General features: G+C 41.6%; 9 protein-coding genes. 7 read left to right on the top strand and 2 right to left on the bottom strand.

Going from position 1 to position 14,458, the window contains the following annotated elements; genetic code table 11:
• The first annotated feature begins 160 nt into the window (after positions 1-160).
• The 7 genes from LXL81_RS17645 to LXL81_RS17615 all read left to right on the top strand — a co-directional run bounded on the left by LXL81_RS17645 (position 161) and on the right by LXL81_RS17615 (position 10,219).
• Positions 161-1,099 carry a dihydrodipicolinate synthase family protein gene (locus tag LXL81_RS17645; RefSeq protein WP_234648096.1) on the top strand — a complete coding sequence of 313 codons (939 nt, stop codon included), beginning with the start codon at positions 161-163 and terminating at the stop codon, positions 1,097-1,099.
• Between the two features lie 189 nt (positions 1,100-1,288).
• Positions 1,289-2,788 carry an aldehyde dehydrogenase (NADP(+)) gene (locus LXL81_RS17640; RefSeq protein ID WP_234648095.1) on the top strand — a complete coding sequence of 500 codons (1,500 nt, stop codon included), beginning with the start codon at positions 1,289-1,291 and terminating at the stop codon, positions 2,786-2,788.
• 81 nt (positions 2,789-2,869) lie between these two features.
• Complete coding sequence (locus tag LXL81_RS17635) at positions 2,870-3,868, top strand: 4-hydroxyproline epimerase (protein ID WP_234648094.1); 999 nt, start codon at positions 2,870-2,872, stop codon at positions 3,866-3,868.
• A gap of 116 nt (positions 3,869-3,984) precedes the next feature.
• Complete coding sequence (locus tag LXL81_RS17630; protein WP_234648093.1) at positions 3,985-5,244, top strand: FAD-binding oxidoreductase; 1,260 nt, start codon at positions 3,985-3,987, stop codon at positions 5,242-5,244.
• Positions 5,245-5,363: 119 nt separating this feature from the next.
• Positions 5,364-7,157 carry a DUF885 family protein gene (locus tag LXL81_RS17625; RefSeq protein WP_234648092.1) on the top strand — a complete coding sequence of 598 codons (1,794 nt, stop codon included), beginning with the start codon at positions 5,364-5,366 and terminating at the stop codon, positions 7,155-7,157.
• 50 nt (positions 7,158-7,207) lie between these two features.
• Positions 7,208-8,635: an APC family permease gene (locus tag LXL81_RS17620; protein WP_234648091.1), complete on the top strand. Its 1,428-nt coding sequence runs from the start codon at positions 7,208-7,210 to the stop codon at positions 8,633-8,635.
• Positions 8,636-8,665: 30 nt separating this feature from the next.
• Positions 8,666-10,219 carry a M20/M25/M40 family metallo-hydrolase gene (locus LXL81_RS17615; protein ID WP_234648090.1) on the top strand — a complete coding sequence of 518 codons (1,554 nt, stop codon included), beginning with the start codon at positions 8,666-8,668 and terminating at the stop codon, positions 10,217-10,219.
• A gap of 5 nt (positions 10,220-10,224) precedes the next feature.
• Here the strand turns inward: LXL81_RS17615 and LXL81_RS17610 are convergent, their stop codons facing one another.
• Together LXL81_RS17610 and LXL81_RS17605 are read right to left on the bottom strand one after the other, a co-directional pair.
• Positions 10,225-13,218: an AAA domain-containing protein gene (locus tag LXL81_RS17610; protein WP_234648089.1), complete on the bottom strand. Its 2,994-nt coding sequence runs from the start codon at positions 13,216-13,218 to the stop codon at positions 10,225-10,227.
• 70 nt (positions 13,219-13,288) lie between these two features.
• Entirely contained in the window at positions 13,289-14,452 is a 1,164-nt protein-coding gene (locus tag LXL81_RS17605; RefSeq protein ID WP_234648088.1) for an NRAMP family divalent metal transporter, read from the bottom strand.
• Positions 14,453-14,458: the final 6 nt, after the last annotated feature.

Below are 14,458 nucleotides of genomic sequence, written 5' to 3'. Positions count from 1 at the left end.
TTTCATTTTTTTAAGTTGTTTCAATACTTATTTAAGTATAGTGCAACTGCATTTATGTTAAAATCTGTGTATTATTGATTAATACTAGAATGGTTTCTGCCAATTCGGCGAATTATCTTTGTTAAAAATCAGAATTCTTAATTTTATCAAAACATATATTATGAACAAGGCATCATGGCAGGGCATCTTTCCTGCACTCTTAACTCCGTTTAACGCCGACGATACAATCGATTTTGATCTGTTTGAAAAAAATCTTTCAGCCCAGGTGGAAGCCGGAATCTCGGGTGTTATAGTTGCAGGATCGTTGGGAGAAGCAAGTACTTTAACCACGGATGAGAAATTCGAATTGGTAAAGTTTGCAAAAAAAACACTTCCTGCCGGTATGCCGGTTGTTTTGTGTATTGCAGAACAATCCACTTTTGTAGCGGTAAATATCGCAAAACAGGCAGAAGCAATTGGTGCAGACGGACTGATGGTTTTGCCTCCGATGCGTTACAAGGCTGACGATCATGAAACGGTTGTTTATTTTTCAACCATTGCACAAAATACTTCGTTGCCTTTGATGATTTATAACAATCCGGTGGATTATAAAATTGAAGTAACACTGGATATGTTTGAGCAATTATCAGCTTACCCAAACATCCAGGCGATTAAGGAATCAACCCGTGATGTAAGTAATGTAACACGTATTTTCAACCGGTTTGGAGATCGTTTCAAGGTTTTCTGTGGTGTTGATACACTAATTATGGAAGAAGTTATGCTTGGCGCTGATGGCGTTGTTGGCGGATTGGTTGACGCATTTCCAAAAGAAACTGTTGCGATTTTCAACCTTGTAAAAGCTGGCCAGTATAAAGAAGCGCTTGCCGTTTACAGATGGTATCTTCCGCTTTTGGAACTTGATATTCATCCTAAACTGGTACAAAATATTAAGCTTGCCGCCAAACTTGCAGGTATTGGTTCGGAATATGTAAGAGCGCCAAGATTGGTGTTGGATGGTGCAGAAAGGGAAAAAGTGCTGGCGATCATTAACAAAGCAATCGAAACACAAGCTGAGTTACCTGAATATCTTAATCTGGTAGCAGATCCGACTTTGGCGTAATTGCTTATTGCTTTTGAGAACTAAGTATAACCATATTGTGGTTCCCTGTTTATAGCCCAGGATTATGGAACTATTTGCCCGACTCCATTGGAGTCGCCCATGAAGTCCGGCACGTTTCTTTTTGAATTTGGAGGCTCCAAAGAAGCTCTAACTGGTCATCCTGAACCCGATAAGTTAAATGCAATAACAATGGATATATCAAAAGAAGAACTAAACAAAATAGTCGAGAAAGCATACGAAGCTTTTTTGATAAGTAAGAAATCCCCGATTCAGAAACGTGTCGCTTTCATGCGCGCTGTGGCTGATGAAATTGAAGCCATTGGCCCTGAACTAATTCAGACAGCACAAAAAGAATCCAATTTGCCGGAAGCTCGTTTGACGGGAGAAAAAGGCAGAACAATATTTCAGTGGCGCAGTTACGCTGATGCTTTGGAACGCGGTGATTCTCTTGATGCAAGTATCGATACCGCCAATGCAGAACGCACACCACCAAAACCTGATTTGAGAAAAACATCGGTTCCATTAGGTCCTGTGGCTGTTTTTGGTGCAAGTAACTTTCCGTTTGCATTTTCAACAGCGGGTGGTGATACGGCAAGTGCTATTGCGGCAGGTTGCCCGGTGATTGTAAAAGCGCATGAAGGCCATCCGGTAACTTCCGGAATTATGGCTGATGCGATCTTCCGCGCAGCTGAAAAAAGCGGAATGCCGGAAGGTACTTTTGCACATATATATAGTTCAACCTACGAAACGGGTCAGCAACTGGTAAGTCATCCGTTAATTAAGGCAGTTGGATTTACAGGATCCTATCGTGGCGGAAAAGCTTTGGTAGATCTGGCAAACGAACGCCCGGAACCTATACCGGTTTTCGCCGAAATGGGCAGTATCAATCCTTTGTTTCTGTTGCCTGGCAAATTAAGCTCAGCTCCACAGGAATTGGCAAAACAATATGCAGGATCACTGACATTGGGTGTAGGGCAGTTTTGTACCAATCCCGGTTTAGTAGTTGGGATGGCAGGCGAGGAATTGAATCAATTTATTGAAGCATTAAAAGGAGAGATCATTAAAATAGCTCCTGGTGTAATGCTTAACAAGAAAATTGCAGCCGGATATGCCGATAGTCGTGAAAAAGTTATCGGACAATCCGGCGTTGAAGTGCTTGCGGTTTCTGAAACGGAAGCGGCAGAAGGACAGGGAATTCCAACCGTTGCAACAGTTGCGGGCGTTGAATTACTTGTAAATCCGGCACTGCTTCATGAAGTTTTCGGGCCGTTTGCTTTGATCGTTCAGTGTAAAGACGCAGCAGAAATGCTGGCAGTAACGGAGAAAATTGAAGGCCAATTGACCGTTTCACTTTTTGCAACAAACGAAGATCTGGCAGCCCGGGAAGAAATTATTTCTCTTTTGCAGACCAAATGCGGACGGATTTTATTCAACAATTATCCAACAGGTGTTGAAGTTGTTAAGTCGATGCACCATGGCGGACCTTTTCCTTCATCAAGCAACAGTGCTTATACTTCGGTTGGTGCAGATTCGATCAAACGTTTTGTAAGACCATTAAGCTTCCAGAACTGGCCGGATGAATTTTTGCCGCAAGAATTACAAAACGCCAATCCGCTGAATATCTGGCGGACGGTCAACAATGAAAGAACAAAGAAGGCTGTCGGCGATCAGCTTTCGGCGATCGGTTAATGTGTTTTATAATAGCATTTCAAAGTGTTTACAATATTGAAAGCCGACAGCTGATTGCCGACGGCCGAAAGCCAATAATTTATGCGTAAAACTTTTTTCTGTATTGATGCCCACACTTGCGGAAATCCGGTAAGAGTGGTTGCCGGTGGCGGGCCGTTGCTGCAAGGCAATAATATGATGGAGCGCAGGCTTCATTTTTTGAGAGAATTTGACTGGATCAGAAAGGGTTTAATGTTTGAGCCTCGCGGTCATGACATGATGAGCGGAAGCATACTCTATCCGCCTGTTGATCCTGAAAACGACATTGGTGTTTTATATATTGAAACCAGTGGCTGTCTGCCGATGTGCGGACATGGAACCATTGGTACCGTTACGATCGCAATTGAAGAAGGGCTCGTAACACCAAAGATTCCCGGGAAATTAAGACTTGAAACACCGGCCGGACTTGTCCTTGTAGAATATGTTCAGGAAGGGAAAAAAGTAAAATCGGTTAAGCTGGTTAATATAAAATCTTTCCTGGCTGCTGAAAAGTTAACAGTTGAATGTCCGGACTTAGGGACATTGACGGTTGATGTATCTTATGGCGGGAATTTTTATGCCATCGTTGATCCTCAGGAGAATTTCAAAGGACTGGAAAATTATACAGCGGACCAGCTGATCAGCTGGAGCCGTGTTTGCCGGAAGCGCATGAATGAGCAATACACTTTTGTGCATCCTGAAAATGAACACATCAACGGACTTAGTCATTTTTTATGGGCTGGTGCCGTACTGGATCCGACTTCAACAGCCAGAAACGCAGTTTTTTATGGTGATAAAGCGATTGACAGATCACCTTGCGGAACCGGAACCTCTGCGCGTATGGCGCAATGGCATGCCAAAGGAAAACTGAAAAAAGGCGATCAGTTTATTCACGAAAGTATCATTGGCTCCAAGTTTATCGGAACTGTGGAGGATGAAGTGATGATCGGGGATAAACCGGCCATTATTCCAGGCATTGAAGGTTGGGCAATGGTGACAGGTTATAACACCATTATCATTGATGATGACGATCCATATGCATATGGTTTTCAAGTGTTGTAATAGGAAATTTTAACCGCAATAGGCGCAATGGGTTTCGCAATGGACGCGAAATTTAAACTATAGGCTTGCGTCCATTGCGTATAACTTTGCGTCCATTGCGGTTAAATTATATGAAAATGGACACAAAAAAAGGAAAAGTTGTCATTATCGGTGGCGGGATTATGGGTTTGGCTTCTGCATATTATTTGCTGAAAAGCGGATGGAAAGTGACGGTGCTGGACAAAGGCGATTTGACAAATAATTGTTCTTTTGGCAATGCCGGGATGATCGTTCCAAGTCACTTTATTCCATTAGCTGCGCCGGGAATGATTTCAAAAGGGATCAAATGGATGTTCGATAGTCATAGTCCGTTTTACGTAAAACCTTCACTGGATTTTTCGCTGATTTCATGGGGCTTGAAATTCATGAAAAGTGCTACGGCTAGTCATGTAGAAAATTCAGCACCGTTTTTGCGTGATTACCATTTGTTGAGCAGACAACTATACCGTGATCTGGCCAAAGAACCTGGTTTTGATTTTGGTCTGGAAACGAAGGGGATTCTTATGCTTTATAAAACAGAGAAAGCAGGAGAAGAGGAAATCCATGTGGGTCGTGATGCGCAAAAATTAGGTTTAAATGTTGATATATTAAGCAGGGAGCAGGTTCAGGTATTGGAACCTAACGCACACCTGGATGTGATTGGAGCGGTACATTATCGTTGCGATGCACATTTATATCCTAACGCGCTGATACCGCAGCTGATAGAATATATCAAAAAAAATGGCGGCGAAATAAAATTAAACAGCGAGGTCACCGGTTTTGATATCAGAGGTGGGGAGATAAAATCGGTGCAGACCAGATCTGGAAATTTTGAAGGAGATCTTGTGGTAATGACCGGCGGAACCTGGCTGCCACAACTTTCCAAACTGGCAGGATTGACAATACCAGTGATGCCGGGAAAAGGTTACTCATTTATGGAATCCAATTCCGAGCATGAGATTATCCATCCTTCGTTACTAATCGAAGCAAGAGTTGCCGTAACACCAATGAATGGCAAAGTCCGTTTTGGCGGAACGATGGAAATTGCACCGGTCAACGACAAAGTAAACATGAACCGGGTTGAAGGTATCGTTAATTCAATACCGAATTACTATTCTGATCTGAAAACGGAATTGCCGGAAGTTAAAGATATATGGTACGGTTTCCGTCCATGTTCACCGGATGGTTTGCCTTATCTGGGATATAGTAAAAAACTGAAAAACCTGATCGTTGCCGGCGGTCATGGAATGATGGGTATAAGTCTCGGTCCTGCAACCGGAAAAGTGGTGGCAGAATTGGCGGACAGAAAACCGACTTCTATCAAAATATCGGTTTACGATCCTCAGCGATATAATTAGAAATTTATTTCAGTATTCAAATGGCGGGTGTTTTTATCAAAAAACTACCCGCCTTTTTTTGTTTTCGCTGTTATAAACTATTTTGTGTATTCCCTGTTCCTGACATTTAAATTGATACAATGAAACACTTCAACTTTTTTAAATTCTCTTGTTGTTGCCTCCTGTTTTTCCTTTCAAAAATTGAAATCAGTTTCGCCCAGACTGACAAATTTAACCTTTACAGCCAAACCAGCGAAGTTGCCGGATTTATCATACAATACGATCAGGATCTGATTGCAATCCGGAATTTTTATTCCCCCGTTACCCTGGGCCGTGGCGGTTATGCCAATTACAGTCGCAATCAACCTTTGAATTCTCCGGAGCAACGTAAAAGACTGGTGGAAATTGACAACAGTTATCTGGATCAGCTTGCTAAACTGGACTTTGATGCCATGAGCATTTATGGCAAAGTGGATTACGTTTTGCTGAAAAGAAATATTGATGATCACTTGCGGGATTTGGCTATTGAAGAAAAACAGTACGGACAGCTTACGAAATACATTCCTTTTGCAGACAAATTATATCAACTTGAAAAAGGAAGGCGAAGAGGGGTAACTGTAAATGGACAGGAAGTTGCCGGAATGCTCAACAGTGTTAATAAGGAGATAAAAGCAGTTTCCGAAAATCTGAAAAAAATCGAATCGCTTGATATGCCTCTGGCAACTTTTGCCGAACAGGCCGTGAAGGGTTTACAGGCGAGATTAAAAGGTGTTAATGAGTTTTATCAGGGTTATGATCCGCTTTATTCATGGTGGGTACCAGAGCCTTATGAGACCCTGGACAGTGCTTTGATGGCATATGCCAAATTACTTAAAAGCAAAGGGAAACTGACAACCTCACAAAAAGATGACGGAAGCGGAATCACGGGCGTACCGATTGGAAGAGAGGAATTGATCCGGCAGCTTCAGGCAGAAATGATTAATTATAACCCGGAAGAATTGATTGAAATTGCTAACAAGGAATTTGCCTGGTGTGATAAAGAATTATTGAAGGCTTCACAGGAAATGGGCTTTAAGGATGACTGGAAAAGTGCGCAGGAAAAAGTGAAAAACAGCTACGTTCCCGCCGGATCCCAGCCTGAACTTATTTTAAAACTTTATAACGATGCACAACGATTTATTAAGGAATATGATTTGATGGATATTCCGCCCATTGCTGATGAAACCTGGGCAATGGTTATGATGACGCCGGAACGGCAATTGGTCAATCCGTTTTTTACAGGTGGAACAGAAATCAGTATTTCTTATCCGACCAGCACCATGTCGCATGAGGATAAACTGATGAGTATGCGCGGCAATAATCCTTATTTTTCCAGAGGCACCGTCCAGCACGAGCTCGTTCCGGGGCATCATTTGCAATATTATATGAGTAGTCACTACAAGACATACCGCGAAAATTTCAGGACTGCGTTTTATACCGAAGGCTGGGCGCTTTACTGGGAGCTGTTATTATATGACAAGGGATTTGCCAAAACACCGGAAGAACGGATCGGGATGTTATTCTGGCGGATGCACCGTTGTGCAAGGATTATTTTTTCGCTCAACTATCATTTAGGCAAATGGACTCCGCAGCAATGTATCAATTTTCTGGTTGATCGGGTAGGGCATGAGAAAGCAAATGCCGAAGGCGAGGTCAGAAGATCCTTCGAAGGCGGTTATAGTCCTCTTTATCAGGTGGCTTATCTTTTAGGCGGATTACAGATTTGGAGCTTAAAGAATGAATTAGTGGATAATGGCAAGATGACCTATAAAAAATTCCATGATTTGATGATGAAGGAAAACAATATTCCGGTTGAGATGCTTAGGGCAACTTTGACAAATCAGCCGCCTACCCGGGATTTTAAAACAAAATGGAAGTTTTATAGTTCTAAATAAAATTGTAGCTTCGGGAAACAAAACGAATTCTGAGTAATCTAAACCTTTTTATGTCACAAGAAAGTACGTCAGAAACGACTTCATTTAAACCTACCCTTGGCCTCATAGATGCCACCATGCTCGTAGCCGGAAGCATGATCGGTTCCGGGATTTTTATCGTAAGTGCCGATATTACCAGAAACACAGGAAGCGTTGGCTGGCTGATGTTCGTCTGGCTGATCACAGGTTTTATGACACTTACCGCCGCACTGAGTTATGGTGAATTGAGCGCGATGTTCCCGAAAGCTGGCGGACAATACGTCTATCTGAAAGAAGCCTACAACCCGCTCATCAGTTTTCTTTATGGATGGAGTTTTTTTACGGTAATTCAAACGGCGACCATTGCTGCTGTTGCTGTGGCTTTTGCAAAATTTACAGCATATTTACTTCCCGTTTTTAGTGAAGATCTGGTCGCAATTGATCTGGGATTTATGCAGATTACGCCGGCGCAGCTACTATCCATTGTCGTCATCGTGCTGCTTACGTTTATTAATACGCGTGGTGTGAACAGCGGGAAAATAATTCAGACAACCTTCACGCTGGCAAAACTTTTAAGTCTTCTCGGGCTGATCGTTTTTGGATTGCTATTCATGAAGCCGGAGATCTGGCATATCAACTGGGATTCGGCGACGATGTGGGATTTGCACAAACTGAATATTGACGGAAGTATTGAATCTTATACCACATTTGCTGCCTTTGGTGCAATTGCTGCGTCCATGGTTGGATCCATTTTCAGCAGCGATTCCTGGAATAATGTAACTTTTATAGCAGGGGAAATCAAAAATCCTCAGCGTAATATCGGCCTAAGTCTTGCGCTGGGTACGATCATCGTGACGGTTATTTATGTGATGACAAACGTAATGTATACCGGCGTTTTATCATTGCCTGAAATTGCATCAGCTGATAAAGATCGCGTTGCCGTTGCCGCCTCACATGTCATCTTTGGGAATTCAGGAACGATCATTATAGCGATTATGATCATGGTTTCCACTTTTGGATGTAATAATGGTTTGATTATGTCTGGTGCGCGGGTTTATTATTCCATGGCAAAAGACGGTTTGTTTTTCAAAAAAGTGGGTGAGTTGAACAAGAATTCAGTTCCTGAATTTGGTTTGTGGATTCAGTGTGTAATTGCCTGTCTGTGGAGTTTGAGTGGAAAATATGGTAACCTTCTGGATATGATATCCTTCGTGGTTGTGGTATTTTATATGCTGACAATTATTGGAATTTTCATACTACGTAAAAAAAGACCCAACGCCGACAGGCCTTACAAAGCGTTTGGTTACCCATTTTTGCCTATTATTTATATCGTCATGGGTGTTGCATTTTGTGTGCTGCTTATCATTTTCAAACCGGAGTATACCTGGCCAGGACTAATCATCGTATTACTTGGAATTCCGGTTTATTACCTGATCGCCAAAAAAGAAATTGTATCCTAATCCCAATTAATAAAGACAACCAACAAGCGCATGAAAAGAATTTTTTATCCTATGCTGATACTTTTTCCGGGTGTGTTATTTGCTCAGGAAATTGATATGGACGCTATGGCCAGGATCCGGAAAGAGGGTCTGGATAATTCAAAAGTAAAAGAAATTGCCCATCAACTGACGGATGTTTCTGGTCCCAGACTTACCAATTCACCAGGGTTTCAACGCGCCGCTGAATGGTCTGTTGGTGAAATGAAAAAATGGGGTTTGACAAATTCCCGTATCGAAGAATGGGGCGAATTTGGAAAGGGCTGGCAGGTTGAAAAAAGTTACCTGGCCATGACAAAGCCTTATTATATGCCCTTTATTGGTATTCCAAAAGCATGGACTTCAGGCACTGGCGGTCCGATCAAAGGAGAAGTTGTGGTTGTTAATATTCAAAATGAAGAAGATCTTCAAAAATATGCAGATGGAAAATTAAGCGGCAAAATTGTTTTGATGAAAAGTACGGTTGATACCGACCCGACCTTCAAACCGGACGCTGTTCGTTACACTACCGAAGATCTTGATAAAATGACAAATTCCCAGCCTTTTGGCCAGGGAAACTTTACACCGGAACAAGCGGAAAAAATGCGTACAATGCGCTCATTCCGGAGTAAGGTAGACAGCACATTAAAAACCCAGAAAATTAAACTGGAATTAGCCGCCAGAAGTGGAAAACACGGCACTTTCTACACGAGCAATGGTGCTTCTTATTCAGGTAAAGCGCCATTGGCTGGTCCATCTTTCGAAATGTCGCCGGAACATGCAGGATTGATCACCCGTTTGGTTGAAGATGGCATTCCGGTAACGCTGGAAGCAGAATCTGCAACGACTTTTTATGATAAAAAATTGACAACGGGTAACGTCATCGCAGAAATTGCGGGCTCAGATCCCAAGTTAAAGGATGAAGTTGTGATGCTTGGCGGTCACCTTGATTCCTGGCATAGCGGAACCGGCGCAACGGATAATGCAGCGGGTTGTACTGTAATGATGGAAGCCATGAGAATCCTGAAATCGTCCGGTTTGAAACCAAAAAGAACGATCAGAATTGCCCTTTGGTCTGGTGAAGAACAAGGTCTACACGGTTCAAGAAATTATGTTAAAAACACGTTTGGCGATCCGCAAACAATGAAACTGACTCCGGCACACGAAAAATTGTCAGCATATTATAACATTGATAATGGTACCGGCCGTATCCGCGGAATTTATTTGCAAGGTAACGAAGGTCCACGTGCTACTTTTGAAAAATGGTTGAATTCATTTTCTGATATCATCGATCATCCAACCGTTACGTCAAGAAACACAGGCGGAACGGATCACCAGAGTTTTGATGCCGTTGGACTTCCGGGTTTTCAGTTTATCCAGGACGGGATTGAATATGGAACGCGTACGCACCATAGCAATGCAGATACTTACGAGCGTCTGGTTATGGATGACTTAAAACAAATGGCGGTTGTCGTTGCTGCTTTTGTGTATAACACCGCTCAAATGGATCAGAAAATTCCTAGAAAAGAATTGCCAAAAGCGAGAGGAGAACAGGGAGCGAGGCGGTAGTTTTGTTACTGATATGTTAAATAATTGGCTAAAATACCGGAAGGTGTTTTAGCCTTTTTGTCTAATATAGCCGTGTTGGCGAAAACAATAAAACTGTCTTTTGCTCTGGAAACAGCCACGTTAAGCATATTGGGCTTGTTGTCTCGGTCAAAGAACATGCTTCCCGAATCTCCTTTTCCATATACCATTGAAAATAAAACAAGCGATCTTTCTGCACCCTGCAGCGCATGAACCGTACCAATCTTAAAAATATTAGTATCGAATCCTGCTTTTTTTAAGGCAAGTTTTAAACCATTTTTTTGTCCGGAAAACGGCGTAATTATTCCAACAGCTTCTTCAATCTTCCCGTAATTTATTTCGATTTTCTGTCTGTTCATCAGCAGCCAGCTGACGATTGCGTCAACTTCATTAGGATTCACCCGGCTAGCATTGACAACAGTTGAATTTCCTTCCACGTGTAGGCAGAACATAGGCGGAAACGGTTTTGACTGATCAGCTTTTCCTTTCAACGGCTTCAATTGACCATTGTAAGCCAGTGCATTACAATAGTTAATAATCTCATCGTAACAACGTCGGTGTTCAACCAGTATCACACCTTTTTCATCCAGACCTTTCTCTTTATAATTACAGGCATTTTGCGCCATTTTCATGATACTGCCTGTGGAAGAAAGAAACCCTTTGGGATCAAACTTTTCTTCATAAACCGTATCATCATAACTTTCAATCAGTCCGCCTTTTTTTAAATTGCCGACATCAATTTTGCTGGTAATATTCCATACCGGTTCAATCTGTTTCACATCACCGACTATGACAGCCTGTTTGGCAAGTGAAAAAGTGGCGACGCCAACTTCCGGTGAAACCTGTCCTGCTTCATCTACAATCAGTAAATCGATGAAATCAAACAGTGGCGGATTGTCAAAAATATTTTTTCCGTCTTCACTTTTCTTCAAAAATTTGAAAGAACTGAAAAACTTGGGTGCCATATAAAATGTGCTGACAAAACAGGGCGTCAGCATAGCCTGCCGTCTCCACCGGTTTTTTACTGCATCCGCACCTTTTTTATCGAAATTCGGGTCTTTTAAATCGGCTTCAATTTTGGATAACCACCTTGCTTCCCAATAGTGCAGACTTAGTTGAAATGCTTTATGCCGGAGCGTTACATCCAGCTCATCATAGAAACAGTTGGGTTTTGATTTTTCTTTATTATGCTCCTTTAAGCCATCGATTTTCAAATATTCAAAATCCCAGTACTCTTCCTCTGTCTTCGGCGGATTTCCATGAATTGAATGTTTACTCTTCCAATCTTTCCATTCGGTAACCGTTTTACTTATTTCTTTCGCAGTTTTGATTTTATCATTGATGGCATCCAGTATCTCACTTTTTATAAATTGAAAGTTATCCTTTTCATCGATCAGCGTATCTCGCAAAAGAATCCGGATTTCCTCCGCTCTGCTTTTTAAAGCAGATTTAATACCAAAGGAGCAAAATATTTTTCGGAAGAAAGATTCATTGAGAAAGTGCGAAATGATGCGTTCTTCCAAAGCCAACAAGCTGCTGATATCTTTGTTTAATAGATTTTCGTCAATATTATTCCCGGAATAATAAGCATTCGGTTCCTGATTTCCGGTATAGTTTTTCAGCGTAATTTCTGCATTTAAATATTCCTTCCATTTCAAAGAAGCATCTTTAAGGGAAAGTTCGATTGCCACAATTTCGGCACGCAGTTTTTTGGCTATTTCTTCAATACTGAGATGTTTAGTATTAAAATATCCGGTACTTTTTTGGTGAAAATACGATACTGCTTTTTCCAGATATTCCTTATTTTCAATCGAACTGAAAAGTCCGTTTCCACTTTGTTTCTTATAATTAATTCCTTTTAACTCAGCTTCTGATTTTCCATTTGAGGGCAAATAGGTCGCATATCCATCCAGTTCAGGCAGCCATCTTCCTTCCAGTTTTCCAGGTTTGGTCGTTGATTTTGAGAAGCTGTCAATGATATTGGTAACGGCCTGATTATTGGTTGAGCAAGCCAGTATGACCGGAGGGTTTTCACCAGCAATTGCACTTTCAACAAACTTATTGGCTACAATACTTTGTAACAATGTCGTTTTTCCGGTACCTGGAGGGCCATTGACTGCAAAAACCATATCGTTTCCAGACAAAAAAGTATACAAAGCTTTCCGTTGTGAAACCGAAAGAGGGAAATCAAAACCCATCTGTCCTAAATGCAGAAAGTTGGCGTCCATTAGATTAGAAACAGGAAGCGGCCGATTTTCTATATTATTATCTAAATTGATAAAGTCTGACAAAAGGGGCGGAATCGTACCTTCGGCGGCTATTTTCTCATAAAGCTGAATAATTCCGGCCGCTGCATTGATATCTTCATCCGGCAGCAGAATAATCCCATTTTGAACAGTTTCGTATCCATCAGCGGCATAAGTATCAATGGTTTGCTCCACAGCACTTTTAAAAACATCCTTTACATAGCTGATGTACTCGTGGAATAATTTATATTTCTCTTTTCCGATTGATGTGGCCTTATCAACTTTCTCAACAGTACTGAATATAAATTCAGTCCGCTCATCGGCGAGCGGTTCCAGATATTTTCTTTGAATGACCGGAAATAATTCTTCCGGTATTGATAGCAAACCTTGTCTGTTTATCTTGGTGAAATACCAAAACGGGAACTTTGGCTTTTTGTCTTTCAGGTAAGTAAGATGTTCTGGTAATGGAGTTATTTTTATTGGTGCTATTAAAACCTGGATGCTTTCAAGTTTTTCCCAGCGCTTATTGTCTTTGTCGGTTATTCCTTTTTTCTTGTTGATTCGCTCTTCTTCAACGTCGATAAGTTCATTTACTTCTGCCAGGCGTTCTACGGTTTGAGCGTTCATATCAAAATCTGATACTTCAAAACATTTTAGTTTTTCAATGTCAATGTCCGCTTTCAAAGAGTCACTCAGACTTTTCTTCCAATAATTAATCCACCTTTTCTGTTCCATTTTATTTAATTATTAATGTGTGTAAACTGCATGAAAATTGCAGATTGTGCAACTGTTAACTTTATTGGCCTCAGATCGCCTGAATCCCCAACCCGACCATTACCAAAACCACAATCCACCCAATAATTTGAAGAAAATACGAATGTTTGTAAAGTCCCATGATTTTTGATTTCCGGCTGGCGACAAGCAATATTGCTAAGGCGATAGGCAAAACAAAACCATTCAGGGTTCCTACAAAAATCAAAACTTTAACCGGTTTGCCAACGAACAGAAAAATGGTTGTGGAAATCAGTATAAAAGCAATGGTTAAATAAGTATGATATTTTTCCAAAAAAGGATGGAAGGACCGGAGAAAGGATATCGAAGTATAAGCCGCGCCGACAACGGACGTGATAGCGGCAGACCAGATCATCAATCCAAACATCCGTTTGCCCAAATGTCCGGCAGCATTTTCGAAAACCGAAGCGGTAGGGTTATCAGGATTGATCTGTGCGCCCGTCAGAATAATCCCCAAAGTTGCTAAAAATAGGAAGTACCTGATAACCGCAGTGAGTAAAATTCCTGTTGCTGCTCCACGATTAACTTGGGGTAATGCTGCTTCTCCCTTCATCCCCGAATCTAAAAGCCGGTGCGCTCCGGCAAAAGAGATATAACCGCCAACAGTACCTCCCACCAGAGTCAGCGTTGAAATGGCATTAAATTTTACCGGTAAAAAGGTATGATGGATGGCTTCAATAAATGGCGGATGCGTTGTGAACGCAACATAAAGAATAAGGCCAATCATGATAAGCCCAAGAATTTTTGAAAAAGTATCCATCGCTTTTCCTGCTTCTTTGAATAGAAAAATTCCTATTGCCATAGCGGCACTTACCATGGCACCAGTTTTCACAGGAACGCCTGTCATTGCCTCAATTCCCAGGCCTGCACCAGCCACATTCCCAATATTAAAAGCTAGTCCGCCGATCACAATCAGAAAAGCTAAAAGATATCCAAGACCAGGAAAAAGTTCGTTGGCAAGATCCTGCGCATGTTTTCCTGAAACTATTACGATCTGCCAGATATTAAACTGAACGCAAAGATCGATGATGACAGAAATCAAAATAATAAAACCAAAACTGGTGGCAAGCTGCTCTGTGAAAACAGTTGTCTGCGTCAGAAAACCGGGCCCGACTGCGGAAGTTGCCATTAAAAAAGCAGCACCTAAAAGTGCTTTGGAGGATGTGTTCGAAGCCATCAATTT

The organism is Dyadobacter sp. CY356, assembly GCF_021440195.1.
GTDB lineage: Bacteria > Bacteroidota > Bacteroidia > Cytophagales > Spirosomataceae > Dyadobacter.
This window is presented reverse-complemented; position numbering and strand designations above follow the sequence as displayed.

Bases quoted from the DNA above. Each gene is read 5' to 3' on its own strand.
- LXL81_RS17645 (WP_234648096.1), top strand. From the start codon at position 161: ATGAACAAGGCATCATGGCAGGGCATCTTTCCTGCACTCTTAACTCCG.
- LXL81_RS17640 (WP_234648095.1), top strand. From the start codon at position 1,289: ATGGATATATCAAAAGAAGAACTAAACAAAATAGTCGAGAAAGCATAC.
- LXL81_RS17635 (WP_234648094.1), top strand. From the start codon at position 2,870: ATGCGTAAAACTTTTTTCTGTATTGATGCCCACACTTGCGGAAATCCG.
- LXL81_RS17630 (WP_234648093.1), top strand. From the start codon at position 3,985: ATGGACACAAAAAAAGGAAAAGTTGTCATTATCGGTGGCGGGATTATG.
- LXL81_RS17625 (WP_234648092.1), top strand. From the start codon at position 5,364: ATGAAACACTTCAACTTTTTTAAATTCTCTTGTTGTTGCCTCCTGTTT.
- LXL81_RS17620 (WP_234648091.1), top strand. From the start codon at position 7,208: ATGTCACAAGAAAGTACGTCAGAAACGACTTCATTTAAACCTACCCTT.
- LXL81_RS17615 (WP_234648090.1), top strand. From the start codon at position 8,666: ATGAAAAGAATTTTTTATCCTATGCTGATACTTTTTCCGGGTGTGTTA.
- LXL81_RS17610 (WP_234648089.1), bottom strand. From the start codon at position 13,218: ATGGAACAGAAAAGGTGGATTAATTATTGGAAGAAAAGTCTGAGTGAC.
- LXL81_RS17605 (WP_234648088.1), bottom strand. From the start codon at position 14,452: ATGGCTTCGAACACATCCTCCAAAGCACTTTTAGGTGCTGCTTTTTTA.